General features: G+C 66.4%; 32 protein-coding genes. 30 read left to right on the top strand and 2 right to left on the bottom strand.

Annotated elements, in window-relative coordinates; all coding sequences use genetic code 11:
• Positions 1 to 81 precede the first annotated feature (81 nt).
• The 4 genes from AB0N61_RS02410 (at position 82) to AB0N61_RS02395 (ending at position 4,837) form a co-directional block, all read left to right on the top strand.
• On the top strand, positions 82 to 933 hold the full coding sequence (locus AB0N61_RS02410) for an ABC transporter permease (RefSeq protein ID WP_363361436.1): 852 nt from the start codon (positions 82 to 84) through the stop codon (positions 931 to 933).
• Positions 926 to 2,596 (top strand): ABC transporter ATP-binding protein, encoded by a 1,671-nt coding sequence (locus AB0N61_RS02405; protein ID WP_363361434.1) that lies wholly within the window; start codon positions 926 to 928, stop codon positions 2,594 to 2,596. The genes AB0N61_RS02410 and AB0N61_RS02405 overlap by 8 nt, the downstream gene beginning before the upstream one ends.
• Positions 2,597 to 2,684: 88 nt before the next feature.
• Positions 2,685 to 3,734: a hypothetical protein gene (locus tag AB0N61_RS02400; RefSeq protein WP_363361433.1), complete on the top strand. Its 1,050-nt coding sequence runs from the start codon at positions 2,685 to 2,687 to the stop codon at positions 3,732 to 3,734.
• Between the two features lie 104 nt (positions 3,735 to 3,838).
• Positions 3,839 to 4,837 carry a glycosyltransferase gene (locus tag AB0N61_RS02395; protein WP_363361431.1) on the top strand — a complete coding sequence of 333 codons (999 nt, stop codon included), beginning with the start codon at positions 3,839 to 3,841 and terminating at the stop codon, positions 4,835 to 4,837.
• Here AB0N61_RS02395 and AB0N61_RS02390 read toward each other — a convergent pair whose 3' ends face one another.
• Together AB0N61_RS02390 and AB0N61_RS02385 are read right to left on the bottom strand one after the other, a co-directional pair.
• A complete protein-coding gene (locus AB0N61_RS02390) occupies positions 4,838 to 5,803 on the bottom strand; it encodes a glycosyltransferase family 1 protein (RefSeq protein WP_363361430.1) in 966 nt (321 codons plus the stop codon).
• Positions 5,800 to 6,927 carry a glycosyltransferase gene (locus tag AB0N61_RS02385; RefSeq protein WP_363361428.1) on the bottom strand — a complete coding sequence of 376 codons (1,128 nt, stop codon included), beginning with the start codon at positions 6,925 to 6,927 and terminating at the stop codon, positions 5,800 to 5,802. The genes AB0N61_RS02390 and AB0N61_RS02385 overlap by 4 nt, the downstream gene beginning before the upstream one ends.
• 166 nt (positions 6,928 to 7,093) lie before the next feature.
• On the opposite strand from AB0N61_RS02385, the gene AB0N61_RS02380 reads away from it, so the two are divergent.
• The 26 genes from AB0N61_RS02380 to rplO all read left to right on the top strand — a co-directional run bounded on the left by AB0N61_RS02380 (position 7,094) and on the right by rplO (position 24,994).
• On the top strand, positions 7,094 to 9,163 hold the full coding sequence (locus AB0N61_RS02380; RefSeq protein ID WP_363361425.1) for a hypothetical protein: 2,070 nt from the start codon (positions 7,094 to 7,096) through the stop codon (positions 9,161 to 9,163).
• A 73-nt stretch (positions 9,164 to 9,236) separates the two neighbouring features.
• A complete protein-coding gene (locus AB0N61_RS02375) occupies positions 9,237 to 10,976 on the top strand; it encodes a DUF4012 domain-containing protein (protein WP_363361424.1) in 1,740 nt (579 codons plus the stop codon).
• A 150-nt stretch (positions 10,977 to 11,126) separates the two neighbouring features.
• Positions 11,127 to 12,560 (top strand): sugar transferase, encoded by a 1,434-nt coding sequence (locus AB0N61_RS02370; protein WP_363361423.1) that lies wholly within the window; start codon positions 11,127 to 11,129, stop codon positions 12,558 to 12,560.
• A gap of 79 nt (positions 12,561 to 12,639) precedes the next feature.
• A complete protein-coding gene (locus tag AB0N61_RS02365; protein ID WP_363361421.1) occupies positions 12,640 to 13,149 on the top strand; it encodes a hypothetical protein in 510 nt (169 codons plus the stop codon).
• 74 nt (positions 13,150 to 13,223) lie between these two features.
• Positions 13,224 to 14,168: a M23 family metallopeptidase gene (locus AB0N61_RS02360; protein WP_363361420.1), complete on the top strand. Its 945-nt coding sequence runs from the start codon at positions 13,224 to 13,226 to the stop codon at positions 14,166 to 14,168.
• A gap of 152 nt (positions 14,169 to 14,320) precedes the next feature.
• Complete coding sequence (locus AB0N61_RS02355; RefSeq protein WP_363361418.1) at positions 14,321 to 14,533, top strand: hypothetical protein; 213 nt, start codon at positions 14,321 to 14,323, stop codon at positions 14,531 to 14,533.
• Between the two features lie 866 nt (positions 14,534 to 15,399).
• Positions 15,400 to 15,708 (top strand): 30S ribosomal protein S10, encoded by a 309-nt coding sequence (gene rpsJ / locus AB0N61_RS02350; protein ID WP_017201594.1) that lies wholly within the window; start codon positions 15,400 to 15,402, stop codon positions 15,706 to 15,708.
• An 8-nt stretch (positions 15,709 to 15,716) separates the two neighbouring features.
• Positions 15,717 to 16,376: a 50S ribosomal protein L3 gene (gene rplC, locus AB0N61_RS02345; RefSeq protein ID WP_363361416.1), complete on the top strand. Its 660-nt coding sequence runs from the start codon at positions 15,717 to 15,719 to the stop codon at positions 16,374 to 16,376.
• Between the two features lie 2 nt (positions 16,377 to 16,378).
• Positions 16,379 to 17,041: a 50S ribosomal protein L4 gene (rplD, locus tag AB0N61_RS02340; RefSeq protein WP_167948787.1), complete on the top strand. Its 663-nt coding sequence runs from the start codon at positions 16,379 to 16,381 to the stop codon at positions 17,039 to 17,041.
• A complete protein-coding gene (gene rplW / locus AB0N61_RS02335) occupies positions 17,038 to 17,361 on the top strand; it encodes a 50S ribosomal protein L23 (RefSeq protein ID WP_017829206.1) in 324 nt (107 codons plus the stop codon). The genes rplD and rplW overlap by 4 nt, the downstream gene beginning before the upstream one ends.
• A gap of 20 nt (positions 17,362 to 17,381) precedes the next feature.
• Entirely contained in the window at positions 17,382 to 18,221 is an 840-nt protein-coding gene (gene rplB / locus AB0N61_RS02330) for a 50S ribosomal protein L2 (protein WP_067121105.1), read from the top strand.
• A gap of 12 nt (positions 18,222 to 18,233) precedes the next feature.
• On the top strand, positions 18,234 to 18,515 hold the full coding sequence (gene rpsS / locus AB0N61_RS02325; protein WP_017829205.1) for a 30S ribosomal protein S19: 282 nt from the start codon (positions 18,234 to 18,236) through the stop codon (positions 18,513 to 18,515).
• 25 nt (positions 18,516 to 18,540) lie between these two features.
• Entirely contained in the window at positions 18,541 to 18,939 is a 399-nt protein-coding gene (gene rplV, locus AB0N61_RS02320; RefSeq protein WP_060927232.1) for a 50S ribosomal protein L22, read from the top strand.
• On the top strand, positions 18,939 to 19,694 hold the full coding sequence (rpsC, locus tag AB0N61_RS02315; RefSeq protein WP_017201587.1) for a 30S ribosomal protein S3: 756 nt from the start codon (positions 18,939 to 18,941) through the stop codon (positions 19,692 to 19,694). The genes rplV and rpsC overlap by 1 nt, the downstream gene beginning before the upstream one ends.
• Positions 19,694 to 20,113 carry a 50S ribosomal protein L16 gene (gene rplP / locus AB0N61_RS02310; RefSeq protein ID WP_167948788.1) on the top strand — a complete coding sequence of 140 codons (420 nt, stop codon included), beginning with the start codon at positions 19,694 to 19,696 and terminating at the stop codon, positions 20,111 to 20,113. Before rpsC ends, rplP begins: the two co-directional genes overlap by 1 nt.
• Positions 20,113 to 20,430, top strand: coding sequence for a 50S ribosomal protein L29 (rpmC, locus tag AB0N61_RS02305; RefSeq protein WP_017829202.1), 318 nt, complete (start codon positions 20,113 to 20,115; stop codon positions 20,428 to 20,430). The genes rplP and rpmC overlap by 1 nt, the downstream gene beginning before the upstream one ends.
• On the top strand, positions 20,430 to 20,747 hold the full coding sequence (rpsQ, locus tag AB0N61_RS02300; RefSeq protein ID WP_042538763.1) for a 30S ribosomal protein S17: 318 nt from the start codon (positions 20,430 to 20,432) through the stop codon (positions 20,745 to 20,747). The genes rpmC and rpsQ overlap by 1 nt, the downstream gene beginning before the upstream one ends.
• Complete coding sequence (rplN, locus tag AB0N61_RS02295; RefSeq protein WP_053097479.1) at positions 20,744 to 21,112, top strand: 50S ribosomal protein L14; 369 nt, start codon at positions 20,744 to 20,746, stop codon at positions 21,110 to 21,112. Before rpsQ ends, rplN begins: the two co-directional genes overlap by 4 nt.
• A gap of 3 nt (positions 21,113 to 21,115) precedes the next feature.
• Positions 21,116 to 21,475 carry a 50S ribosomal protein L24 gene (gene rplX / locus AB0N61_RS02290; protein ID WP_045253837.1) on the top strand — a complete coding sequence of 120 codons (360 nt, stop codon included), beginning with the start codon at positions 21,116 to 21,118 and terminating at the stop codon, positions 21,473 to 21,475.
• Entirely contained in the window at positions 21,475 to 22,065 is a 591-nt protein-coding gene (gene rplE, locus AB0N61_RS02285; RefSeq protein ID WP_167948789.1) for a 50S ribosomal protein L5, read from the top strand. The genes rplX and rplE overlap by 1 nt, the downstream gene beginning before the upstream one ends.
• 122 nt (positions 22,066 to 22,187) lie before the next feature.
• Positions 22,188 to 22,586, top strand: coding sequence for a 30S ribosomal protein S8 (gene rpsH, locus AB0N61_RS02280; protein WP_042538774.1), 399 nt, complete (start codon positions 22,188 to 22,190; stop codon positions 22,584 to 22,586).
• A 6-nt stretch (positions 22,587 to 22,592) separates the two neighbouring features.
• A complete protein-coding gene (rplF, locus tag AB0N61_RS02275; protein WP_363361414.1) occupies positions 22,593 to 23,129 on the top strand; it encodes a 50S ribosomal protein L6 in 537 nt (178 codons plus the stop codon).
• Between the two features lie 2 nt (positions 23,130 to 23,131).
• Positions 23,132 to 23,491 (top strand): 50S ribosomal protein L18, encoded by a 360-nt coding sequence (gene rplR, locus AB0N61_RS02270; protein ID WP_053097476.1) that lies wholly within the window; start codon positions 23,132 to 23,134, stop codon positions 23,489 to 23,491.
• A gap of 20 nt (positions 23,492 to 23,511) precedes the next feature.
• The gene (rpsE, locus tag AB0N61_RS02265; protein WP_363361412.1) at positions 23,512 to 24,186 is read left to right on the top strand and encodes a 30S ribosomal protein S5; all 675 of its coding nucleotides are present in this window, start codon (positions 23,512 to 23,514) and stop codon (positions 24,184 to 24,186) included.
• Entirely contained in the window at positions 24,186 to 24,371 is a 186-nt protein-coding gene (gene rpmD, locus AB0N61_RS02260) for a 50S ribosomal protein L30 (RefSeq protein ID WP_042538783.1), read from the top strand. Before rpsE ends, rpmD begins: the two co-directional genes overlap by 1 nt.
• A complete protein-coding gene (gene rplO / locus AB0N61_RS02255) occupies positions 24,371 to 24,994 on the top strand; it encodes a 50S ribosomal protein L15 (RefSeq protein ID WP_167948050.1) in 624 nt (207 codons plus the stop codon). Before rpmD ends, rplO begins: the two co-directional genes overlap by 1 nt.
• Positions 24,995 to 25,051 lie beyond the last annotated feature (57 nt).

Here is a 25,051-nt window from a genome sequence, read left to right as displayed (position 1 = left end):
TGGCTGGGGTAGCATGTTCCGATATGTTGCCCTGGTTATCGGACAGCGCGCGTCAGGGTAGAGAGAGGTAGAGGAATCCGAATGGGAGCGATCGCTGCGCCCGCGGTTGCCGGTCTGACCGAGGTGGGAACCCGTCCTCGGCTGAGCGGCTATCTCGCTGAGACATGGCGACTTCGCGCCTTCGCGGTCCGGCTCGCAGGTAGCCGTCTGATTTCCGGGCTGCTGCCGAATCGGCTCGGCGTCCTCTGGATCGTTCTGAAGCCACTGTCGCTCGCGATCACCTATGGGGTGATTTTCCACTTCATCCTCTCGGGTGCCGCGCGACCCGAGAACTTCGTGCAGTTCCTCATCGTCGGGGTGTTCGTCTTCGAGTTCTTCACCGGCTGCTTCGGCAACGGCTCGAAGGCGATTACGAGCAACTCCAAGCTCGTGCAGAGCTTCGGCTTCCCCCGCATCCTCCTGCCCATCTCCGTGATCGCGGAGCAGGCGATGAGGATGATTCCGGTCGTTCTCCTCCTTGGCATCCTGTTGCTGATCTTCGGCGAACCGATTTCGTGGTCCTGGTTGCTCATCGTCCCAATTTTCGCGGTGATGGGCGTGTTCAACCTCGGGGTCGCCCTCATCGTCGCTCGCATTTCCGTGCGCACGAGAGATGTCCAGCAGTTGATCCCCATCGTGACCCGTGTGCTCTTTTATGCCAGCGGGATTTTCTTCGACGTCGACGGCGCGCTCGCCGATTATCCGACGCTGCTGACCATCGTGCACCTCAACCCGATCTACGACTTCATCGCGATCGCACGCGATGTGCTTCTCGACGGCTATTCAGCCCCGCTGCTCGCCTGGATCGCGGCACCGATCTGGGCGTTCGGGATGATCGTCGTCGGCGTGGTGTATTTCTGGCAGGCCGAGCCGAGGTACGGCCTCAGTGACTGACCTCTTGCTTCCCGACCAGCGGCCGGCCGCTGTCGATCATGCACCCCGAGCGATGATCGTCGCCGACGACGTGCACATCAACTACCGCGTATACGCGTCGGGCAAGCGCATGACCGCTCGCGAATCGCTGACGAGCCTGCGCACCATCAGGGGCGGCCGTGACCTCCAGACTGTCCCTGCGCTGCGCGGGGTGAGTTTCACGGCCACAGAGGGTGAATCGATCGGCGTCGTCGGACACAACGGTTCGGGTAAGTCGACGCTCTTTCGCGCCATGACCGGCCTCATCCCGCCGTCCGGGGGACGGATTTTCGCTCGAGAGCGTCCGGTGCTTCTCGGTGTGAACGCGGCACTCGTGCCCGAGCTCTCGGGCGAGAACAACATCCGCCTCGGGCTCCTGGCGATGGGCTTCACGCCGGAAGAAGCGGCCGAACACGTCGATGAGATCGCTGATTTCGCGGAGCTCAACGATTTCATCTATCACCCGATGCGCACATACTCCTCGGGCATGGCGGCGCGGCTGCGGTTTGCGATCGCTTCCGCGAAGGCGCACTCGATTCTCCTGATCGACGAGGCGCTCGCCGTGGGAGACCGACGATTCCGGACCAAGAGCGAGAAGCGCATCAACGAGCTGCGCGAGAGCGCGGGGCTCGTGATGATCGTTAGCCACTCGGTCGGCTCACTAAAGGAGACCTGCGAGCGCGTTCTCTGGGTGCACAAGGGGGAGCTCATCGCCGACGGCCCCGCCGACGATGTCATCGCCGAGTACATCGCATGGACGAAGAATCCGGGAGCGAATGCTGTGGGTGCAGCGTCTGCGCCGCAGCCTTCGACGAAGAACGCACCGATCGCGGTCGGCTTCGACGCCTCATCCGTCGATCAGCAGATAGACAGTCATTCGACGAGTGCGGTTCCGGTTGCCGCGACACTCTCCTCCGGTGCAGGCGAGCCACGCGCGCGTGCCCGTCGCGAGCGCCATCGTCGTGCAGAGAAGCGCACGAGGAAGCGCAGTGTGCTGCTGATGGTGCTCTCCGGCGTCGCAGTGCTTCTCGCGGTCGCCGCCGGAGCTATCATCGGCACATTGAGCAGTGTCGCCGCGCCCATCGAGGCTGAGCCATCGGCGCGCCCGACATCTGCGCCGCCCACAGCGACTGCCGATCCGGTGATCAAGAGCTTCACGGCGAACACTGCGACGATCGAATGCGCCTCGGAGGAAGCTGAGGACGCCCAGGTGCTGCTGAGCTGGCAGATCGACGACGCGGAGAGCGTCGCGATCGGGTCCGGTGACGCGCAGGTGGATGCCCTCGAGCTCCCGATCGCGGCGGCTCTTCCGGGAAATCTCACCGACCGAGCAGTGCCCTTCTCCTGCGCGTCCGAAGCCGTCGTCTATACGGTCACGGCGGCGAATGAGGCCGGAGTGCGAGTCAGCGCGGCCGTCACGGTCACGCGCGTACTGCCGGAAGAGCCCGAGGAGGACACCACTCCGATCCGGCGCCCGTCGCAGGCCCCCGCGCCGGAGCCGAGTACCCCGACCGAACCGGTCGTGCCGGTCGAGCCCGTGGAGCCGAGCGTGCCCCCGACCGAGCCGATTCCCGGGGAGACCACACCACCCGTCGTCATCGAGCCTCCCGTCGTGGATCCGGAAACGGGAACGACGACGCCCTGATCGTCCGCCCCATCGAAGCGACTAGATTTACCTCATGCGCCGTCTGGTTCCTCCCTCGTCCAGAGCGCCCCGGAGAACCCGGACCTTCGTGTCCCTCACGGGTCCCGCCGGCAACATCGGCGATGCGCTGATCCGCCGCGAGACGCTGGGATGGGCGTCGGGAACGAGCGATCAGCTGGTCGCTTACGTGGGAGACGCTCCCGATGTCTGGCTGAGACAGCTGGATCTGCCGGCAGACGCCATCGTCCTGCGCTCGAAGAAGTCCGTGCCGCGCTGGCTCCGTCTTCTCCTCTTCGCCCCGCGCCGTCCGGTGCTGGTCTTGGAAGCGGGCGAGATCCCGCTCGATCGGGGGAACGAGCTCAGAGAACTCGTGTTCCTGGCCGAGACGATCATCGTCCGTCTGAAGGGAGGCGTCGTCATCCGGCCGCCGCGGGGCATCCGCGCGCCGTCAGAGCCGGCTCTCGCCATCCACCGAGCCGCAGCCCGCCGCTCGCAGGTGACGCTGTGGCGCGACGAATCGACGCTCGCGGTCGCGCGATGCGGCACGCTCGCACCCGACATCGGGTTCTCGGCCGGGATACGTCCCGGGCTTCCGTGGGCTGAGCGCTCAGAACTGCTGGTGAGCCTGCGTGGCACGCGCGCACTGCCGGATGCCGCCTGGGTGGCTGCGGTGCGTGAGGCTGCCGACCTCGCCGGCCTCTCGCTCCGCACGGTCGTCCAGGTGCGTGAGGACGAGAGCAGAGCAGGCGAGCTCGCCCGGCTGCTCGGCGGCGAGTTCGAGGGCTGGGGCGACACCGATCCGGTCCTCCAGGAGGAACGCCTCCGACAGCGATACGACGCCGCGAAGGTCGTCGTCAGCGATCGCATGCACGTGCTCGTGCTCGCCGCGTTGAGCGGGGCGATCCCCGTCGAACTCGTGCCGGCCCCGACCGAGAAGATCACGAAGGCTTTCGCAGCGATCGGTGTGCACGACCTCTCGGTCGACTCATCCGCGAGCGACCCGACGCGCATGCGCGAGGTGCTGCTCCCGACTCCGGAACGTGCGGCAGAGGTCTCGGAACGCGTGCGCCTCGCGGCGGCGGCTCTCGACGACGTCCAGCAGCAGATCCGCGACGGTGTTCGCCGGGTGCGAGAATGACCCCTGCGGCTTCGCGAGACAGCACTCGGCCCGAGCGGATCCTCTTCCTCTCGCACAGTCATCCTTTCGGCGCATTCCGGGTCGGAAGTCACCACTATGCCCGGGTGCTCGCAGACCGCGGAGCCGACGTCGTGCACGTGAGCACTCCGATCTCCCTCATGCATCGGCTGACCGGACGCGTCGGTCGGCAGCACCTGGCGCGTGTGCCGCGTCACGCCCGCCGAGACGACGATGGAGTGCTGCAGCTCGTTCCACGCCCGATCCTGCCCGCGCCCGTCGGTGCGCCCAGCGTGGCTCGGATGCTGAAACGCGAAGGAATCGACCCCGCATTCGATGTCGTGCTCATCGATCAGCCGCTGCTCTGGGATTCGTCCGTGCGCTCGCTCGCGGATCGGGTGATCTACCGCCCCACCGATCTCTACCCCGGCGGGCTGAAACACGCGCTGCAGCGGCGCATCCTCGATGAGGTCGACGCCGTCGTCGCCACATCCGACGAAGTCCTGCGCGGGCTCGGCGAGCTCCACATCCCGGCGCTGGTGCTCGAGAACGGGGCCGAGGCCGCGCATTTCGCCCCGCCGAGCACGGCCGAGGGGTCTCGCACCGACCGCTGCGTCTACGTCGGCGCTCTCGATGACAGGTTCGATTGGGAGCGCGTGGCGGGGTGGGCGCGTGCTCGACCCGGCGTCGAGTTCGTCGTCGCCGGCCCTGATGCACATCCGCCGCGGCCGATGCCCTCGAACGTGCTGCTCGTCGGCTCGCTTCCCTACGCGGAGGTCCCTGCACTGCTGCACACGGCGCGCGTCGGTCTGCTGCCGCTCTCCGACAACCCGCTCAATGCGGGCCGCAGCCCGATGAAGCTCTACGAGTATCTGGCAGCCGAGCTCGCCGTCGTGGCGCGGGAAACGCCCGGCATCCGCGCATCGTCCGAGCTGGGCGTCGAGGTCTACGCCGACGACGCGGACGCGGATGCTGCGCTCGATCGCGCGCTCGCGCATCCTTCGCCCAATCGCGCCGGTGGGCTAGCGGCATCGGCCGCGTCGTGGGAGCGGAAGACCGATTCGCTGCAGGACTTCCTTCTGACGCTCTCGCCTCGCGCGGCGTGATCAGTCGAGGAATCGGGTGATCGTCGTCGAGACGACCTCGGCGGTGCGTCCCCAGTCATAGCCCTCCGGGGGTTCGACCCGTCGTCCCGCGGTCACCGCCTCAGTCAGGGCGTGCGCCCACTCCCGAGCGTCGTCGGCGGAGGACACCGCCTGACCACGGTCGCCCACGATCTCCGCCACCGCGTCGCACCCCGACCAGTACACGACCGGAACGCCGCAGCGGATCGATTCCAGAGCGGGCAGCCCGAACCCTTCGAGCGTCGAAGGCATCACGGTCGCCGAGGCGCCTCGGTAGAGGTCGGCGAGGTCGTCGTCGTCGACGCCGCTCACCCAGCGAACCCTGGCGTCGACGCCGCGATGCGTCGCCCTGCTCTGCAGGTCGGCGATCTCCTGCGCGGGAACGACGGCGACCATACGGACGTCAGATGCCACGGCCAGGGCGTCGAGCACGGTGTCGAGGTTCTTGTGGCGACGGCCGTTGCCGACGTAGAGGACGTAGGGATCGGATCGCTGCATCGTGTCGGGTCGCGTCTGGAAGGCCTCCGAACAGCCGTTCCCGGCATTGACGATCTCGACCGCGTCATCGCGCACCCATGAGCGCAGGACTCGCGCCGACGTCTCGGAGACCGTGAGCACGACACCGGCTCGGCGCACGACGTTCCTGACGGGACCGGCGTAGTAGGCCGCGAACTTCCAGCGTCCGAGCCCTGGCCCGCTGAGCTGGATGAGGTCGTGAAGCGTGAGCAGCTGCCTCCGAGCGCGCACGAGCGCGCCGTAGCCGGGGGAGTACACGAGCGCATGTGCGGCAGACGCGGGGCCGACCGGGCGGAATGCGTCCACCGCCGAGAACGGGCTCCCGCCGAGGTCGAGAGACTCCCAGGGCAGGGCTAGGCGAGGGAGGACCTCCGCGGCGTATCGACCGATTCCGTGCGCTCCGCGGTAGCGGTCGTCGACGAGAAGTGTCACGCGCTCCTCGTCTCGGTCGTGCGGGCGTCGTCGAGGGAATCCGCCACCCACGAGGTGATGCGTTCGGCGAACACGGCCTCGGAGAAGTTGTCCGCCTGCCTTCTGCATGCCTCGGAGGAGACGCGCGCGGCCGCATCGACAGCTCGGCGCAGTTCGTCGCGTGACCAGTGCTCGACGAACGTGCCCGTGCGGCCGTCGACGATGGTCTCTGCGGTGCCGCCCACAGCGGAGGCGATCACCGGCTTGCCTGCTGCCATGGCCTCGACAGGGACGATGCCGAAGTCCTCCACCGCCGGGAACACGAGGGCGATGCAACGGTGCAGAAGTGCGCGATAGAGCTCCGCGCCGGGCGCGGCGACGAAGAACACACGACCCGGCGCGCGCTCTTCGGCGATCGCGCGCAGGCGAGCCTCATCCGGTCCGGAGCCCGCCAGCACCACAGGCACGTCGGCGGCGATGCCGGCTTCGATCACGAGGTCCAACCGCTTGTAGGGGATGAACCGTGAGAAGCCGAGCAGGAAGGTCTCGGGCAGGGCGGCCAACACGGCGTCGTCCCGCTCGTCCGGCGCGGGCGGACGGGTGAAGCCGGTCACGTCGACGGGCGGGTGGATCACCGTGCTCTCGCGATGCCATGCCTGGGCGATGCGCTGCTGCACGAACACGCTGTTGGCGGCGATCGCCACAGGCTCCTGGGCGCGCCTGCGATCGATTCCCTTCAGCATCTTCGCCGCCGCCCTGGCGGCGAGCGTGTCGCCGCGCAGGTCGAGCTCGGGATTCCAGATGTACCGAGCGGGAGTGTGCGCGTATACGAGCTTCGGCGCATCCCGCGCAGAGCCCGCGAACCTCGCATGGTGCGCGAAGAGGTGCGTGCTCGTGAGGACCCAGTCGGCATCCACGCGAGGAAGAGTCCGCCAGGCGAGAGGCATCAGCGGGACGGCTGCGGCCTTGTGTCCGCGCAGCGGCGTGCGCGCGAGCCACGTCTCACCGTCGACGACGAATCTGCCCTCGCTGTCGTTCCACAGGCAATAGCGTGCGGCGTCCGGGAACACCGTGTTGAGTGCCTCGAAGACGTTCTCGGAGCCGCCTCTCGGCGCGAGCCATTCGTGCACGAGGGCGCCGCTCACTGCGCCGACCTCGACCCGGCGGGCGCGGAGGCACGGAGTCTCGACGAAGCCTCGGCACGCATGCGTCGAGTCTAGGGAACTTCTGTGCACGCGGCCTCGACGGGCTGTCAGGTTGGTCTCGACTCGACCCGATATGTTGGGATCGGACACCCGGGGGGAACACATGATGGCTCAGCGCGCGACGAAGAAGACGATCATCATCGCGAGCGCGGTCGCCGCGCTCCTCGTCGGTGGGGGAGCCGCGACGGCGATGGTCATCGCCGGGCAGCAGCCTGAGCCGGAAGCATCGTCGTCGCCCGAGGCCACTCCGACGCCGATCGTCACGGAGGCGCCGGCCGAGGTCCCCGTCACGAACGTCGCGCGGGCGACGATCGACGGGTGGACGCTCGCGGGCCGCGGAACGGTCGGTACGGTCCTGCCCGAAGTCGGAGACGCCGCGCAGGGGTCTGTGTCCCTGCGTGTGGATGCGCCGGCGGACGATGCAGACATCGTCGCCGCATCCGCTCCCGTCGCTCTCGCGCCGGCCACCGACTACACGCTCAGCATCTCTGCGCGAGTGCTCGCCGAAGAGGAGGTCGAGAGCGGTGTGCGCCTCACCGTAGCCGGTCAGACCTTCACGCTGCCCGAGCTCGATGCGGACTGGCAGGCGATCGAGTTCCCGTTCACGACCGCCGCCGATCAGGCCGCCGCGTCCTCGTTCGATGTCGTGCTCTCGGGTGCCGTGCGCGGATTCGGCATGGACGACGTGTCGATCACCGCGGACGGCGGAGAGAACCTCGTGCCGAACGGCTCCTTCGAGGCGGTACAGACCCCTGCCGGCATCGTGAACGACTCGCTCGTCATGACCGGCCGGTCCGCTCTGCTCGCCGTCTCGCTGCCCGAGGGGGCCGTGCAGTGGAGCGCGACCTCGACGGCCGGCGGCGATCCGATCACCGGCGAGTCCTCGTCGAGCGGACCGCTGTCGGCGCTGCCGCTGACCGGGGTGCCGCAGGGCCACTACACGGTTGCCGTGACTGACTCCTCGGGACGCCAGATCCAGACCGACGTCGCCGTGATCGACGCCGAGGGCATCTCTGTGGCGCAGGACGGCCGTTTCGGAGTGGGCGCACATGTCGAGAAGGATCCCTTCATCGGCACCGGTACTCTCGCGGCCGCGCTCGGCTTCGCCGAAGTGCGCAATGACATCTCGTGGGAGCGGAACGAGAAGGTCGCGGGCCAGTACGTCTGGGACGAGAACTACGTGCGCGAGTTCGAGCGCATGCACGCGAACGACGTCAAGCTGCTGGGCCTCGTCGTATACGGCAACCGGCTCTACGGCGCCAGGAAGGCGCCGGGCAACGAGGCCGCGATCCAGGCGTACGGCGCCTATGCGAAGGCCGTTGCAGACAGGTTCGACCTCGTCGGGCTCGAGGTGCTCAACGAATTCAACCACCGCGAGAACGACACGGCCTGCGGGCCTGCGCCCGCGTGCTACGTGCCGATCGCGCAGTCCGTTCGCGACCACGTCAGCACCGCGTACCCCGACCTCCCGATCGTCACGGGATCCACGGCACTCTACGACAGCGAGTGGTTCCGCGGGTTCTGGCAGGCGGGCGGGATGGCCGTGACGGATGCTGCGAGCTACCACCCGTACGAGTCGTGGATCGACCGCGATGCCGATCTGATCGCCGGCACGGTGCAGCAGTCCTACGCCGACATGCAGGAGGTGGCGGGGGAGACCCGGCCGGTGTGGGTCACGGAGATGGGCTTCCCCACGCACTACGACGGCGTCTCGGCGCTCGAGCAGGGGCAGATGATGGTCCGCAATCAGGCGCTGGCCTTCGCGAACGGGGTCGAGAAGTACTTCTGGTACGACCTGGTCAATGACACGCCCGATCCTGCGGCGGGTGAGGCGAACTTCGGACTCTACGAGAACGCGCCCCGCGAGAACGTCGTGGCTCTGGCGCCGAAGGCCGGTGGTTTCGCTCAGGCGCTGATGATCACTCAGCTGCGTGACAAGGCATTCACCACCGACGAGTCCGACGATTCGACCACGGTCGAGGTCTTCGGATCCGGAGACGACGAGACCCGCATCGCCTGGGCGGCGCAGGGCGACGTCGAGCGCACATTCGCGTCGGACGTGCCGCTGACCGTCACCGACATGACCGGTCTAACCCGCTCGGTCGAGCCCGAAGACGGCGAGGTCACGCTGACTCTCGGAGCCTCCCCGGTCTTCATCTCCGCGGAGGCGAAGTGATGGGCGCCCCGGCGGACTCAGGGGCCGCGGGTACAATTCACACGATCTCTTCCGCACGAAAGGCATACCGTTCATGAGCGCAGCTCGTCAGGATGCGCAGCGCATCGATGAACCGGAGTCCGGACGCCGCACTCGGCGACGCCGCGTCTGGGTGATCGTCGCTCTGGTCGTCATCGCGTTCCTTCTCGCGGTCTGCTGGGTCGGACTCCGCGCGATCACCGTGAAGGACGGACTCATCAGGAGTCAGGAGCTCATCGGGCAGATCCAGGACGGGGATGCCGACGTCGACACCGTGCTTCCGGAACTCTCCGAGAGCGCAGCCAGCGCGGGCGCCGCGGCATCCGATCCGGTGTGGTGGCTCATGGAGTGGATTCCGGCCGCGGGCGACAACCTCAAGGGGGTGCGTCTCGCCTCTCAATCGCTCGACGCGCTCGTCAACGGTGTCGCGCTGCCCGTGATGGGGGATGAAGACTCGACCGGATCGATCACTGAGCGTCTCCTCCATGCGACCGACGACCAGGCGCAGCACATCACCGAACTCGCCGAAGGGCTGGACTCCGTCTCGAAATCGCCCTTCCTCGTGTCCGTGGTGCGTAACGGAGTCGACGACGTCGACGAGGTGATGTCCGCGGCCGCACCGATGATCGCCGTCCTCCCCGACATGCTCGGGGGTGACGGCGAGCGCAACTACCTCCTCGTCTTCCAGAACAACGCCGAGACCCTCGCCCTCGGTGGCAGCGCTGCTGCGCAGACGCTCGTTCGCGTGGATCAGGGAGCGATCTCGATCGGCGCGCAAGGCGACAGCGGCAACTATCAGAACGGCGTCGCCGTCGACGTCGATGTGCCGCAGAGCGCCACCGACCTCTACACGAGTTACCTGGTCGACCACATCAACACGAGCATGAGTCGCCCTGACTTTCCGACGGCGGCCAAGATCATGCGCGCCTGGTGGCAGCGCGACATCGCCGACGACGAGATCGCAGGAGTGGTGTCGATCGACCCGCTCGCCCTGTCGCGGATCCTCAAGGCGACCGGTCCGATCGAGCTCGCTTCGGGCGAGATGCTCGCGGAGGACAACGCCGTCTCACTGCTGCTCAGTGAGGTCTACGGCCGCTGGGACTCCTACAAGGAACCGGACCTCGTCGACGGATTCTTCGCCGACACCGCCGCCGCGGTCTTCGACGCAGTCGCCACCGGCGACTTCGATCTGAAGGACATGCTGTGGGCGATCAACGAGAGCGCCTCGCAGGGCAGCGTTCTCGCCTGGAGCGACGACGAGCAGGTCGCCGACGCAATCGAGGGCGCTCGGATCAGCGGCGTGCTTCCGACGGAGAACTCCGACACGACCACTGTGGGCATCTACTTCAACAACAGCAACGGCTCGAAGATCGACTACTTCACCGAGACCGCGACGACGGCCACGGCGACCTGCGAAGCGGATACCGCGACGTTCACGGCCACCGCCTCTCTCACGCTGCCCCTGACGCAGCGGCAGGCTGAGGCGCTGCCCCGCTATGTGCAGAGCATGACCTTCGGTGCCCGCTTCCGGGACTGGATCTACATCTACGGCCCTCCGGGGACGACGCTGGCGGACGCGACTGTGAACGGCGACGAGGTGACGGTGATGCATCGCGACATCGACGATCTCGGTCGACCCGTCGTCGCGTTCGAGGCATGGTTCGACCCGGGTGACTCGGTCGATGTCGCAGCGACGTTCGTCGGGCCGGACGGCGATTACGGGCCGCTCAAGGTGCAGACCAATCCGATGGTCCGGGGCGAGAAGCCCGTTGTCGCCGACGGCTGTGCAGGCTGATCCGGTCTCCGTCGCGGAGCGCACGCAGACCGATATACTTGCTCGGGTCTGACGTCAGCGCAGTCCAGGGGGGTGAGGGTCGTCGTCGATCAACTCGACCGCGGTGTCTCCGGCCCTGTGCCGGCGACCAGCAGCACTGCCTCGGTCCGCATGAAGAAGCCGCGGCGGGCAGCCTGGACCCGGCTCTACGCGAGTCGGCTCTTCTACAACGACCTCATCGTCGTGCTGCTCGCGCTGATCATCTCCGCGATTATCGTGCTCCCCGGACTCTTGACGGGCGTCTCTTGGCCCGGGGGGCCGCGAGTGTCGTATCTGCTGGTGGTGGCGGCGATAGGCATCCTCTGGCTGATCGCGCTCGATGTCGCCGATTCCCGTGATCGCCACACGGTCGGTCACGGAGCCGACGAGTACCGTCGCATCGTCAATGCGTCGGTGGGTGCCTTCGCCGTCACGGTGGCCATCGCGTTCTTCCTCGGGATGGAGCTGTCGCGGGCGCTCATCGCGGTCGTGTTCCCCCTCGGTCTCGTGCTGCTCCTCCTGTCGAGGTGGATGTGCCGCCAGTGGCTGCGCGGGCGGCAGAAGACGGGGCACTACTTGCACAGGGCGGTGGTGATCGGAGAGCCGTCCAAGGCTGCCCTCGTCGCTGGGGAGATCCGACGCGCCAAGAGCAGCGGGTACGAGATCGTCGGCGTGATCACCGAGCGCACCTCCGCTGACGACATCTCGGGCTTCGAGGTGCTCGGTGACATCGCCAACGTCGAGAAAGTGCTCGACGAGGTGCGCTTCGACGCCCTGATCATCGTCGGTTCCGACGATCTCGACCCTCTCACGATGCGTCGCCTCGGGTACTCGGTGTCCGACCGCGACATCCAACTCATCATGGCGCCCGTGCTGACCGACATCGCCGGGCCACGCATGCATGCGACGCCCGTCGCCGGTCTGCCCCTCGTGCACGTCGACTTCCCCCGCATGGAAGGCGCGAAGCGGTTCCTCAAGCGCGCCTTCGACATCGTCGGATCCTCGCTGCTGCTCGTCGTCCTGTCGCCGGTCTTCCTCATCGCGGCCATCGCGATCCGCATCGACGGCCCCGGGAGCATCTTCTTCCACCAGGAGCGGATCGGCCGGGGAGGTCGCACCTTCGGCATGCTGAAGTTCCGGTCGATGGTGGCCGACGCGGACGACCAGCTGGCGACCCTGCTCGATCTGCAGGGCGACGCGAGGACGCCGCTGTTCAAGATCAACGATGACCCGCGCATCACCAGAGTCGGACGTTTCTTCCGCAGACACTCCATCGACGAGCTGCCCCAGCTGGTCAATGTGTTCCTCGGGCACATGAGCCTCGTGGGCCCCCGGCCTCAGCGCGCGTCCGAGGTGGAGCTCTACGATGACTTCGCTCATCGTCGGCTTCTTGTCAAACCCGGCATGAGCGGGCTGTGGCAGGTGAGCGGACGCTCGTCGCTGTCGTGGGAGGAGACCATCCGCCTCGACCTGTACTACGTCGAGAACTGGTCGCTCATGCAGGACCTCATCATCCTGTTCCGCACGGTCCGCACTGTGGTCGCCCCCGGCGCCACGGCGCACTGACGTCGCTTCGACGACATTCGCCGCGACAGTCCGAGTCGTATCCCCGGGCTCGGCCCTATCCCTCGGTACATTCAGAATCATGAGATCCCCCCATGCCTGGCGTGTCGCCGCGAGTGCTCTGGCTGTCATCCTGGTCGGCGGTGCCTCGGGATGTGCCGCGCTGCCGGGCGCGTCGAGCCCGGCGCCCACCTCCACCGCCACGGCGGTGCCCGACGCCACGCCGTCTGCCACCAGCGAGCCCGCTGAACCGCCGACGAGCCCCGAGCCGACCGCGACCCCGACCGACGGCTTCGGCGGGTTCGCCGCTGCAGAGCTGGCGCAGATCTGTATAGACGCGACCCTCTCGGCCTTTCCTGCCGACGTCGCGTTCACGGTCGAGGGCACGCGCATCGAGCAGCGACTGGTGTCGCCCGAATGGCTCGTGCTGGTTCCGGCGCAGGCTGCCGGGCTCGACGCACAGGCCCAGTGCACGATCGGCGGCTCGCCCGCCGCGCCTGAGCTCGGCATGTCGTCGGCATCCCTCGAGCCGCTCCCTGAAGAGCAGATCGAGAACCTGATCCGCGGCGAGAACGAAGGCGGCGATCGCTAGTGTGCGACGCGGGGGATGCCGAGCCCTCGACCAGCCCGCCAACACAACCGATCTTCTCGCGACGCGTGATGCTGATGGCTGCGGGCACGGCGATCGGTGCGTCGGCCATCGGGTGGGATCTGTTCTCCCGGGGGCTCAGCGCGACCGCGGCCGGCACGTACCTCCGGCCCTGCGGCGATGTTCGCATCTCGAGCTCCTGGCAGGGGCACAAGAACCGGAATCCGCCATCGGGTGAGCCGGGCACTGACTACGCGGTGACCACCGGCACGGAGATCCGAGCGGCTGCCAACGGGGTCATCGTCGATCGGAAGGATTCGACGACGACGGCGACCGGACGCTATCTGGCGCTTCGAGCGGACGACGGCAACTACATCCGCTATCTGCACCTGCAGTCGAGTCTGGTGCCTTTGGGCGCGCGCGTCTCGCGGGGTCAGGTCATCGCCTACTCGGGTGCCTCAGGGTTCGGCAGCGAGACCGGCTACGGCCCTCACGTCCACGTCTCCCTCTGGATCGGCGGCACGCCTGTCCAGCTGGGATTCACCAACTCGGTCGACTTTGAGAACTATGTCGACCCCGGCCCTTACCCGCCCCCACCGGAGGATCCCGTGCCCTTACACAAGTCGACGACATACTCTTGGAACACCGTTGTGCGTGAGGGCGTCTGGTCTCGAATTCCCGTCACCGCAGGAGAATTCTTCCTTGCGGAAAGCAGCTCGGCGATCAAAGAGACAGGTGACATCGCGCTCTACATCGGCGCCGTTGGAGTCACGAAGGGCTTCCAGCTCCGAGCTGTGGCTGAGAGTCTAAACTCGAGCGGCGTCGTGGTCGCGACTTCGCCTCAGCCTGCGATCGAGGTCCCCGCGACTGCGGCGACAGCCGATAATTCATGGACCTACGGCCAGTACTCGTTACCTTACTTTTTGTCGGGTCCCATTCGCCTCACCGCGCAGATCCGCACCCTCAACGCAGGCGTCAGGGTGACGCAGGTCGTCTTCAAGAAGAACTACTGGCAGTCGTAGCTAGACGTCTTCCGCTTGAGGGGGGCGTCGCAGCCGCGGCAGGAGTGCCCCGATGATGTCGACTCCCGTGCGCCTTCCGCCCGCGACCCGTTGCGTGCAGAATGAACGTGCGTCGGGGACCCGACGCACTGATCGCACACAAGGGGGACTGCATGGGTATCGATGACACCGTCAACAAGGGCAAGGATCTGTACGAGCAGAACAAGGACAAGATCGCCGAGGCAGTGAAGAGCGAGCAGGCCGAGGACATCAGCGACAAGGTGCTCGACGGCGTCGCCGACTTCGCCAAGAAGCTCGCGCCCGGGGCCGCTGACAAGATCGACGAGATCCGCGACAGCGCCGACAAGGCCGTCGGCAACGAGTGAGATCGCGCGACTGACGTCCGCAGCGGCGACTCCTCCATCGGGGGAGTCGCCGCTCTTCTGCATCCGCCACGAAGTATTCCGCTCGTCGGTATCGCGTTTCGCGGCGGCGTCCGCGTAGAATGGGTGTCGATCGCCCGGGGAACTTGCGATCAGGGACGTCGAAGGGGTTCGACCTCCCGAATTCACGCGGTTCGCCGCGTCAAACTGGGGATAACGATTTTGGGGATCATCGTGCGACGCGCGCACTCTGTGCGCTCAGACGTCATCCCGCCCGCGCGGCGGTCGCTTCGCCGCGCCCTCGGTCGAGGATCCCGGCGTCCCTTCACGCCGGAGTCCTCGCGTTCGGTGTGCCCCCTCGCACTGAACGCCCTCCCCAAGCGGGGCGAGGCATGGGGATGCCTCGCCCCGCTCTCCTCAGCGCGCTGAGGGGTCGTCGGCGGCGTCGATCAGAGGCGCCGATCCGACGGCTGGGGTGCCCACTCAGCGGATGCTCAGTGAATGCGACACGCCCGGGTTTGCGCAAGTGAAATCGGCCGTGGCAGAATAGACAGGTTCGACATTCCGGCGCGCTCAGCGTCAGCCGGATCACCACCACGACAGTGCATAGGCGGCGCAGACGCGCAGGGACCTAGGCCGCGGGTGGCAGAACGATCCCGACATCTTCATCACGAGGGTTTCGCCGTGCGCGGCGGAGGTCGGACATCCGCTCGCTGAGAGGCGTGCGGCATGACAGCAGAACAGTGGTGCAGCAGATCGACTCGCGAGAGCCGTTCGAGTGCCGAGGCGCGAACAGCGCCGACGTGCGTCCAATGCCCCTGGGTCACCCGGCCCAGGTCGGTAAGACGCTTAAAGAGAGAGAGCAGACAATGGCGGGACAGAAGATCCGCATTCGCCTGAAGTCGTATGACCACGAGGTCATCGACACGTCCGCACGCAAGATCGTCGACACAGTGACCCGTGCGGGCGCTACGGTCGTCGGTCCCGTGCCCCTTCCGACCGAGAAGAACGTCGTGTGCGTCATCCGGTCGCCCCACAAGTACAAGGACAGCCGCGAGCACTTCGAGATGCGCACCCACAAGCGTCTGATCGACATCGTCGACCCGACGCCCAAGGCCGTCGACTCGCTGATGCGTCTCGACCTGCCTGCCGATGTCAACATCGAGATCAAGCTCTGAGGTCGGACATGGTTGACATCAACTCCAAGATTTCCAAGGGCATGCTCGGCACCAAGCTCGGCATGACCCAGGTCTGGAACGAGAGCGGCAAGCTCGTTCCCGTCACCGTCATCGAGCTCGCCTCGAACGTGGTCACGCAGATCCGTACCCCCGAGAAGGACGGCTACAACGCCGTTCAGATCGCCTACGGCCAGATCGACCCGCGCAAGGTGAACAAGCCGCTGACCGCGCACTTCGAGGCCGCAGGCGTCACGCCGCGTCGTCACGTCACCGAGATCCGCACCGCGGATGCCGCTGACTACTCGCTGGGCCAGGAGCTCACGGTCGACGGCACCTTCGAAGCCGGCCAGCTCGTCGACGTCGTCGGCACGAGCAAGGGCAAGGGCTTCGCCGGTGTCATGAAGCGTCACAACTTCAAGGGCGTCTCGGCTTCGCACGGTGCGCACCGCAACCACCGCAAGCCCGGCTCGATCGGCGCATCGTCGACCCCGAGCCGCGTCTTCAAGGGAATGCGCATGGCCGGCCGCATGGGTGGCGAGCGCGTGACCGTCCTCAACCTCACGGTGCACGCCATCGACATCGAGAAGGGTCTGCTGCTCGTCAAGGGCGCCGTCCCCGGTGCTCGTGGCCGTATCGTCTACGTCCGCAACGCAGTGAAGGGTGCCTGATCATGGCTGACTCCACTCTCGCGCTTGACGTCCTCAAGGCAGACGGCAAGAAGGCAGGCTCCATCGAGCTTCCCGCCGAACTGTTCGACGCCAAGACGAACATCCCGCTCATCCACCAGGTCGTCGTCGCGCAGCTCGCGGCGGCTCGCCAGGGAACCCACTCGACCAAGCGTCGCGGTGAGGTCTCGGGTGCAGGCCGCAAGCCCTTCAAGCAGAAGGGCACGGGTAACGCCCGTCAGGGCTCGATCCGCGCGCCGCACATGACCGGTGGTGGAATCGTGCACGGCCCCAAGCCGCGCGACTACTCGCAGCGCACCCCCAAGAAGATGATCGCCGCCGCCCTCCTGGGTGCGCTCAGCGACCGCTTCCGCGGTGACCGTCTGCACGCGATCGACACCTTCGGCACCGACGGCGCGCCGTCGACCAAGGCCGCCGCGGGCTTCCTCGCCCAGGTCGCCACATCGAAGAACGTCCTCGTGGTCACCGAGCGTGGCGACGAGCTCGCGCTCAAGAGCATCCGCAACCTCAGCAACGTTCACGTGCTGACGTACGACCAGCTCAACGCCTACGACGTGCTCGTCTCCGACGACATCGTCTTCACCCAGGCCGCGCTCGAGGGCTTCATCGCCTCGAAGTCCGGCGCCAACCAGGAGGTCTCCGCATGAGCGAGCAGGCATCTGTTCTCCAGACGGCCCTGAACAAGGACCCGCGCGACATCATCCTGAAGCCGGTCGTGTCCGAGAAGAGCTACGGTCTCATCGACGAGGGTAAGTACACCTTCCTCGTGGACCCGCGCGCTTCGAAGACCGAGATCAAGCTCGCCATCGAGAAGATCTTCGGCGTCAAGGTCGCAGGGGTCAACACCCTCAACCGCGTCGGCAAGGCTCGTCGCACCCGCTTCGGCACCGGCAAGCGCAAGGACACCAAGCGCGCCATCGTGACCCTGAAGTCGGGCACCATCGACATCTTCACGGCAATCGGCTGACCCGGGGGATAAGGACAATAATGGCTATTCGCAAGTACAAGCCCACGACCCCGGGCCGTCGCGGCTCGTCGGTGGCTGACTTCGCCGAGATCACCCGATCGACGCCGGAGAAGTCGCTGCTGCGCCCGCTCTCGAAGACCGGTGGTCGCAACAACCAGGGCCGCATCACGACCCGTCACATCGGTGGTGGCCACAAGCGCCAGTACCGCGTCATCGACTTCCGTCGCAATGACAAGGACGGCGTGGACGCCAAGGTCGCTCACATCGAGTACGACCCCAACCGCACGGCTCGCATCGCGCTGCTGCACTACTTCGACGGCGAGAAGCGCTACATCCTCGCGCCGGCGAAGCTCAAGCAGGGCGACGTCGTCGAGTCGGGTGCTGGTGCCGACATCAAGCCGGGCAACAACCTCCCGCTGAAGAACATCCCGACGGGTACCGTCATCCACGCGATCGAGCTCCGTCCCGGTGGCGGCGCCAAGATGGCACGTTCGGCCGGTGCATCCGTCCGTCTCGTCGCCAAGGACGGCAACTTCGCTCAGCTGCGTCTGCCCTCGGGCGAGATCCGCAACGTCGATGCGCGCTGCCGCGCGACCATCGGCGAGGTCGGCAACGCCGAGCAGTCGAACATCAACTGGGGCAAGGCCGGCCGCATGCGCTGGAAGGGCGTTCGCCCGACCGTCCGTGGTGTCGCGATGAACCCGGTCGACCACCCGCACGGTGGTGGAGAGGGCAAGACGTCCGGTGGACGTCACCCCGTCTCCCCGTGGGGCCAGGCTGAGGGTCGCACCCGTCACGCCAACAAGGAAAGCGACAAGTACATCGTGCGTCGTCGTAACGCCGGCAAGAAGCGTAAGTAGGAGTAAGAGAAGATGCCTCGCAGTCTTAAGAAGGGCCCCTTCGTCGACGATCACCTGCTTCGCAAGGTGGTCGTGCAGAACGAAGCCGGCACCAAGAACGTCATCAAGACCTGGTCTCGCCGGTCCATGATCATCCCGGCGATGCTGGGTCACACGATCGCGGTCCACGACGGTCGCAAGCACATCCCCGTGTTTGTGTCCGAGACCATGGTCGGCCACAAACTGGGCGAGTTCGCGCCCACCCGCACCTTCCGCGGCCACGAGAAGGACGACAAGAAGGGCCGCCGCCGCTGACGCGGGGGCGATAGAGGAGAGAGAAATGGTGGAGTCCATCGCACGCGTGCGACACATCCGCGTGACCCCTCAGAAGGCTCGTCGTGTCGTCGCGCTCATCAAGGGCAAGCAGGCCCAGGAGGCTCTGGCGATCCTGAAGTTCGCACAGCAGAGCGCCAGTGAGCCGATCTACAAGCTTGTCGCGTCGGCCATGGCCAACGCGCAGGTCAAGGCGGATCGCGACGGCGAGTACCTCGACGAGCAGGACCTGTACGTGGCTAACGCCTACGTAGACGAGGGGACGACGCTCAAGCGTTTCCAGCCTCGTGCACAGGGTCGCGCTTTCCAGATCAAGAAGCGCACGAGCCACATCACGGTCGTGCTCTCGACGCCTGAGGCGGCTCCGGCTGCCGCAGGCGACAGCAACAAGAAGGCGAGCAAGTAATGGGACAGAAAGTAAACCCGTACGGCTTCCGCCTCGGCATCACCACGGACCACGTGTCGCGTTGGTTCTCGGACTCGACGAAGCCGGGTCAGCGTTACGCCGACTACGTCGCCGAGGACATCAAGATCCGTAACCTGCTGAAGACGCAGCTCGACCGCGCCGGTGTCTCGAACATCGAGATCGAGCGCACCCGTGACCGCGTCCGCGTCGACATCCACACCGCCCGTCCGGGCATCGTGATCGGTCGTCGTGGCGCGGAGGCCGAGCGCATCCGCGGCGACCTCGAGAAGCTCTCGGGCAAGCAGATCCAGCTGAACATCCTCGAGGTCAAGAACCCCGAGGCTGACGCTCAGCTCGTCGCACAGGGCATCGCCGAGCAGCTCTCTGCTCGCGTGGCGTTCCGTCGTGCGATGCGCAAGGGCCTCCAGGGCGCGCAGCGCGCTGGCGCCAAGGGAATCCGCATCCAGGTCTCCGGCCGCCTCGGCGGCGCCGAGATGAGCCGTTCGGAGTTCTACCGCGAGGGTCGTGTGCCGCTGCACACGCTGCGCGCGAACATCGACTACGGCTTCTACGAGGCCAAGACCACCTTCGGCCGCATCGGCGTGAAGGTCTGGATCTACAAGGGTGACCTCACCGCGAAGGAGCTTGCCCGCGAGCAGGCCAACGCCCCGAAGGCCCGTCGTGACGACCGTGGTGGCGACCGCCGCCGCGCGCCGCGCAACGAGGCCCCTGTCGCAGAAGGAGCGTCTGCCTGATGCTTATTCCCCGCAAGGTCAAGTTCCGCAAGCAGCACCACCCCGGCCGTAGCGGCCAGGCCACTGGTGGCACGAAGGTCTCCTTCGGCGAGTTCGGCATCCAGGCGCTCACGCCTGCGTATGTCACGAACCGCCAGATCGAGTCCGCTCGTATCGCGGTCACGCGTCACATCAAGCGTGGCGGAAAGGTGTGGATCAACATCTACCCCGACCGTCCGCTCACCAAGAAGCCTGCCGAGACCCGCATGGGTTCCGGTAAGGGTTCGCCCGAGTGGTGGGTTGCCAACGTCAAGCCGGGTCGCGTCCTCTTCGAGGTCTCCGGTGTGAGCGAGGAACTCGCTCGCGAGGCACTGACCCGAGCAATTCACAAGCTGCCGCTCAAGGCACGCATCATCAAGCGCGAGGAGGGCGACGCGTAATGGCGATCGGCACCAAGGAGCTCGCCCCGGCGGAGCTCGACACGTTCGAAGACCAGCGCCTCGTAGAGGAGCTGCGTAAGGCCAAGGAGGAGCTGTTCAACCTCCGTTTCCAGTCGGCCACCGGCCAGCTGGAGAGCCACGGCCGCATTCGCGCCGTCAAGCGCGACATCGCGCGCCTGTACACCGTGATCCGCGAGCGTGAGCTGGGCATCCGTGCGACGCCCGCTCCCGTCGAGGCTCCGGCCAAGAAGGCGACCAAGTCGAAGGCGAAGAAGGCGGATTCCGCTGACGACGCCGTGAAGGAAGAGGCTGAGTGATGGCCACCAAGAAGGAAGCTGCCGTCGAGGCTGAGCACGCAGCACACGATGTTCGCGATGCGGATGCCCGTGGCTACCGCAAGTCGCGTCGTGGCTACGTCATCAGCGACAAGATGGACAAGACCATCGTGGTCGAGGTCGAGGACCGCGTGAAGCACCCGCTTTACGGCAAGGTCATCCGCCGCACCTCGAAGGTCAAGGCGCACGATGAGGCGAACTCCGCCGGCATCGGCGACCTCGTCCTGATCAACGAGACCCGCCCGCTCAGCGCCACGAAGCGCTGGCGTCTGGTGGAGATTCTGGAGAAGGCCAAGTGATCCAGCAGGAATCCCGCCTCAAGGTCGCCGACAACACCGGCGCGAAGGAGCTGCTCACCATCCGTGTTCTCGGCGGCTCGCGTCGTCGTTACGCCGGACTCGGTGACACCATCGTCGCGACCGTCAAGGACGCGATCCCGGGCGGCAACGTCAAGAAGGGCGATGTGGTCAAGGCCGTCATCGTCCGCACGGTCAAGTCCACGCGTCGTCCCGACGGCTCGTACATCAAGTTCGACGAGAACGCCGCCGTGATCCTGAAGAACGACGGGGAGCCCCGCGGCACCCGTATCTTCGGACCGGTCGGTCGCGAGCTTCGTGACAAGAAGTTCATGAAGATCGTCTCGCTGGCGCCGGAGGTTATTTAAGTCATGGCGAAGATCAAGAAGGGTGACCTGGTTCAGGTCATCACCGGAGCCACGCAGGAGCGTGGCGGCGACCGCGGCAAGCAGGGCAAGGTCCTCGAGATCCTGTCCGACAAGAACCGCGTCATCGTCGAAGGCGTGAACTACGTCACCAAGCACACGCGCGTCGGCCAGACGCAGCGTGGCACCAAGACGGGCGGCCTCGAGACTGTCGAGGCCTCCATCCACATCTCGAACGTCGCACTCGTCGACCCCTCGACCAAGAAGCCGACCAAGGTCGGCCACCGCGTCGAGGAGCAGACCAAGGACGGCGTCAAGCGCACCGTCCGTGTGCGGTACGCGAAGAAGTCAGGTAAGGACCTCTGATGGCAACCACCGACGCTGCGGTGGCTGGCAAGATCCAGCCCCGCCTGAAGGCGAAGTACAAGGCCGAGATCCAGCAGAAGCTGCAGGATGAGTTCGGCTACACCAACGTGATGCAGATCCCCGGTCTGGTCAAGGTCGTCGTGAACACCGGTGTCGGTGAAGCGGCCCGTGACAGCAAGGTGATCGACGGCGCGATCGACGATCTCACCAAGATCACCGGTCAGAAGCCGCTCGTCACGAAGGCTCGCAAGTCGATCGCGCAGTTCAAGCTGCGTGAGGGCCAGGCCATCGGCGCACACGTCACCCTCCGCGGTGACCGTGCGTGGGAGTTCCTGGACCGTCTCGTCTCGCTGGCTCTGCCCCGCATCCGCGACTTCCGCGGCCTCTCGGGCAAGCAGTTCGACGGAAACGGCAACTACACCTTCGGTCTCCAGGAGCAGAGCGTGTTCCACGAGATCGATCAGGACAAGATCGACCGGGTTCGCGGTTTCGACATCACCGTCGTCACCACCGCGAAGACGGACGACGAAGGTCGCGCGCTTCTGCGTCACCTCGGGTTCCCCTTCCGTTCGGAAGACGCCCAGGCGTAATCGGTGTCGGGCGGGGCGCACACAGCGCCCCGCCCGATCCCGTACAATTGAAGATTGCGTGTCATCGCAGGCCGTCTGTCGTGTAACGGCAGCCGGAACCTCATGAACAAAGGAAAACAACAATGACAATGACAGACCCGGTCGCAGATCTGCTGACCCGTCTGCGCAACGCGAACTCGGCGCATCACGACTCCGTGACCCTGCCGTCGAGCAAGCTCAAGACGCACATCGCCGAGATCCTCCAGCAGGAGGGCTACATCGCGGGATGGGAGACGACTGACGCTCGCGTCGGCACGAACCTCACCCTGCAGCTGAAGTACGGCCCCAACCGTGAGCGCTCGATCGCGGGCATCAAGCGCGTGTCGAAGCCCGGCCTCCGCGTGTACGCGAAGTCCACCGAGCTGCCCAGGGTCCTCGGCGGACTCGGCGTGGCCATCCTGTCCACCTCCTCCGGTCTTCTCACCGACCGTCAGGCAGAGCAGAAGGGCGTGGGCGGAGAAGTTCTCGCCTACGTGTGGTAATCGAAAATGTCGCGTATTGGACGACTTCCCATCGACGTTCCCGCGGGCGTGACCATCTCGGTCGACGGCCGTGAGGTCGCGGTGAAGGGCCCCAAGGGTGAGCTCACCCTGACGGTCGCAAAGCCCATCGAGGTCGCGGTCGAGGAGAACCAGGTTCTCGTCACTCGTCCCGACGACGAGCGCGAGTCGCGGTCGCTTCACGGCCTGACCCGCACGCTCATCAGCAACAACATCATCGGCGTGACCCAGGGATACACCAAGGGTCTCGAGGTCGTCGGAACCGGATACCGCGTGGCTCAGAAGGGCAGCTCGGTCGAGTTCGCCCTCGGCTTCTCGCACCCGGTCCTCATCGACCCGCCCGCCGGTATCACGCTCACGGTCGAGGGCAACAACAAGCTCACCGTCAGTGGTATCGACAAGCAGGCTGTCGGCGAGGCAGCTGCGAACATCCGCAAGATCCGCAAGCCCGAGCCGTACAAGGGCAAGGGCGTGCGCTACGCCGGCGAGGTCGTGCGTCGCAAGGCCGGAAAGAGTGGTAAGTAACCATGGCTCTCAAGTCAAAGTCTGACGCCCGCGCGCGTCGTCATGCCCGCCTTCGCAAGAAGGTCGTCGGCACCGAGGCGCGTCCGCGCCTCGTCGTCAACCGCTCGGCTCGCCACGTCTTCGTGCAGCTTGTCGACGACAGCAAGGGTCACACCGTCGCGTCGGCATCGACGCTCGAGACCGACCTGCGCTCGCTCGAGGGTGACAAGACCGCCAAGGCCCGCAAGGTCGGCGAGCTTCTCGCTGAGCGTGCGAAGTCTGCCGGCGTTTCCGAGGCAGTGTTCGACCGTGGCGGAAACCGCTACGCAGGTCGTGTCGCCGCCATCGCCGACGGCGCCCGCGAAGGGGGTCTGGCACTGTGAGTGACAACAAGGAGAACGAAGTGACCGAAGCGGCAGTTGCCACTTCCGAGACTGCTGCCGGCACCACGCAGGCAGAGCCGTCTCAGCGCGACAACCGCCGCGGCGGTGGCCGTGGTGACCGCAACCAGGGTGGCCGTGACCGCAACTCGCGCGACCGCGGGGACAACCAGTTCCTCGAGCGCGTGGTCACCATCAACCGCGTCTCGAAGGTCGTGAAGGGTGGTCGTCGCTTCAGCTTCACCGCTCTCGTGGTCGTCGGTGACGGCAACGGTCTGGTGGGCGTCGGCTACGGCAAGGCCCGCGAGGTCCCTCTGGCGATCTCGAAGGGTGTCGAAGAGGCCAAGCGCAACTTCTTCCGCGTTCCGCGCGTCGGAAGCACCATCCCGCACCCCGTGCAGGGTGAGGCTGCAGCAGGCGTCGTCCTGCTCCGTCCCGCTGCTGCCGGTACCGGTGTCATCGCCGGTGGTCCGGTCCGCGCCGTGCTCGAGTGCGCCGGTATCCACGACGTGCTGTCGAAGTCGCTCGGCTCGTCGAACACGATCAACATCGTGCACGCGACGGTGACGGCTCTGAAGCAGCTCGAGGAGCCCCGTGCGGTCGCCGCACGTCGTGGCCTCGAGTTCGACCAGGTCGCACCCGCGCGTCTCGTCCGTGCGGAGGCTGACGCCATCGCCGCACAGAAGGTAGGTGCCTGATGGCTGCGCGCCTGAAGGTCACGCAGGTCAAGTCCAAGGTGAGCGAGAAGCAGAACCAGCGTGACACGCTGCGCAGCCTCGGTCTGAAGCGCATCGGTGACAGCACCGTTCGCCCCGACGACGCGCAGACGCGCGGCTACGTCAAGACCGTCGCCCACCTCGTCAAGGTTGAGGAGATCGACTAATGGCTGAGAAGAACGAAGCCGTCGAGGCTGAGAAGTCCTCGAAGAAGGCTGCCGCTCCCAAGGCCGCAGCCGAGAAGAAGCCCGCTGCCAAGAAGGCTCCGGCGAAGGCATCCGCGGCCTCGGCCGAGGCCGCCAAGCCGGCCGCCAAGAAGGCAGCGCCGAAGAAGGATGCTCCGGCATCCCGCCCCGGCGTGCTGAAGGTACACCACCTGCGTCCGGTCCCCGGCGCCAACACCGCGAAGACCCGTGTCGGTCGCGGTGAGGGCTCCAAGGGCAAGACCGCGGGTCGCGGTACCAAGGGCACGAAGGCTCGCAACACCGTTCGCGTCGGCTTCGAGGGTGGGCAGATGCCTCTGCACATGCGCACCCCGAAGCTGCGCGGGTTCAAGAACCCGTTCCGCGTCGAGTACCAGGTCGTGAACCTGGAGAAGCTCGCGGAGCTGTACCCCCAGGGTGGCGACGTCACCATCAGCGACCTGGTCGCCAAGGGTGCCGTTCGCAAGAACGAGAAGGTCAAGGTTCTCGGAAACGGCGACATCGCCGTGAAGCTCACCGTCGCGGTCGACAAGGTCTCGGGTTCCGCCGAGCAGAAGATCGTGGCGGCTGGCGGATCCGTCAAGTAACCACTTCATGAGAGGGGTCGGAGATTCTCCGGCCCCTCTTATGGGTTAGCCTGTTCT

This window comes from Microbacterium sp. NPDC089320, assembly GCF_040684875.1.
GTDB lineage: Bacteria > Actinomycetota > Actinomycetes > Actinomycetales > Microbacteriaceae > Microbacterium.
Note: the sequence above shows the minus strand (reverse complement) of the source record. Positions and strands in the feature narration are given on the sequence as shown.

Excerpts from the sequence above, each read along its gene's own strand:
- rplW (WP_017829206.1), top strand. The coding sequence starts at position 17,038 with ATGAGCGAGCAGGCATCTGTTCTCCAGACGGCCCTGAACAAGGACCCG.
- AB0N61_RS02370 (WP_363361423.1), top strand. The coding sequence starts at position 11,127 with ATGAAGAAGCCGCGGCGGGCAGCCTGGACCCGGCTCTACGCGAGTCGG.
- rplE (WP_167948789.1), top strand. The coding sequence starts at position 21,475 with ATGGCAACCACCGACGCTGCGGTGGCTGGCAAGATCCAGCCCCGCCTG.
- rplF (WP_363361414.1), top strand. The coding sequence starts at position 22,593 with ATGTCGCGTATTGGACGACTTCCCATCGACGTTCCCGCGGGCGTGACC.
- rpsS (WP_017829205.1), top strand. The coding sequence starts at position 18,234 with ATGCCTCGCAGTCTTAAGAAGGGCCCCTTCGTCGACGATCACCTGCTT.
- rplB (WP_067121105.1), top strand. The coding sequence starts at position 17,382 with ATGGCTATTCGCAAGTACAAGCCCACGACCCCGGGCCGTCGCGGCTCG.
- AB0N61_RS02365 (WP_363361421.1), top strand. The coding sequence starts at position 12,640 with ATGAGATCCCCCCATGCCTGGCGTGTCGCCGCGAGTGCTCTGGCTGTC.
- AB0N61_RS02380 (WP_363361425.1), top strand. The coding sequence starts at position 7,094 with ATGGCTCAGCGCGCGACGAAGAAGACGATCATCATCGCGAGCGCGGTC.
- rplC (WP_363361416.1), top strand. The coding sequence starts at position 15,717 with ATGGTTGACATCAACTCCAAGATTTCCAAGGGCATGCTCGGCACCAAG.
- rpsC (WP_017201587.1), top strand. The coding sequence starts at position 18,939 with ATGGGACAGAAAGTAAACCCGTACGGCTTCCGCCTCGGCATCACCACG.
- rpmC (WP_017829202.1), top strand. The coding sequence starts at position 20,113 with ATGGCGATCGGCACCAAGGAGCTCGCCCCGGCGGAGCTCGACACGTTC.
- rplD (WP_167948787.1), top strand. The coding sequence starts at position 16,379 with ATGGCTGACTCCACTCTCGCGCTTGACGTCCTCAAGGCAGACGGCAAG.
- rpsH (WP_042538774.1), top strand. The coding sequence starts at position 22,188 with ATGACAATGACAGACCCGGTCGCAGATCTGCTGACCCGTCTGCGCAAC.
- rplP (WP_167948788.1), top strand. The coding sequence starts at position 19,694 with ATGCTTATTCCCCGCAAGGTCAAGTTCCGCAAGCAGCACCACCCCGGC.
- AB0N61_RS02355 (WP_363361418.1), top strand. The coding sequence starts at position 14,321 with ATGGGTATCGATGACACCGTCAACAAGGGCAAGGATCTGTACGAGCAG.
- rpsJ (WP_017201594.1), top strand. The coding sequence starts at position 15,400 with ATGGCGGGACAGAAGATCCGCATTCGCCTGAAGTCGTATGACCACGAG.
- rpsQ (WP_042538763.1), top strand. The coding sequence starts at position 20,430 with ATGGCCACCAAGAAGGAAGCTGCCGTCGAGGCTGAGCACGCAGCACAC.
- rplO (WP_167948050.1), top strand. The coding sequence starts at position 24,371 with ATGGCTGAGAAGAACGAAGCCGTCGAGGCTGAGAAGTCCTCGAAGAAG.
- rplV (WP_060927232.1), top strand. The coding sequence starts at position 18,541 with ATGGTGGAGTCCATCGCACGCGTGCGACACATCCGCGTGACCCCTCAG.
- rplX (WP_045253837.1), top strand. The coding sequence starts at position 21,116 with ATGGCGAAGATCAAGAAGGGTGACCTGGTTCAGGTCATCACCGGAGCC.
- rplR (WP_053097476.1), top strand. The coding sequence starts at position 23,132 with ATGGCTCTCAAGTCAAAGTCTGACGCCCGCGCGCGTCGTCATGCCCGC.
- AB0N61_RS02410 (WP_363361436.1), top strand. The coding sequence starts at position 82 with ATGGGAGCGATCGCTGCGCCCGCGGTTGCCGGTCTGACCGAGGTGGGA.
- rpmD (WP_042538783.1), top strand. The coding sequence starts at position 24,186 with ATGGCTGCGCGCCTGAAGGTCACGCAGGTCAAGTCCAAGGTGAGCGAG.
- AB0N61_RS02375 (WP_363361424.1), top strand. The coding sequence starts at position 9,237 with ATGAGCGCAGCTCGTCAGGATGCGCAGCGCATCGATGAACCGGAGTCC.
- AB0N61_RS02360 (WP_363361420.1), top strand. The coding sequence starts at position 13,224 with ATGGCTGCGGGCACGGCGATCGGTGCGTCGGCCATCGGGTGGGATCTG.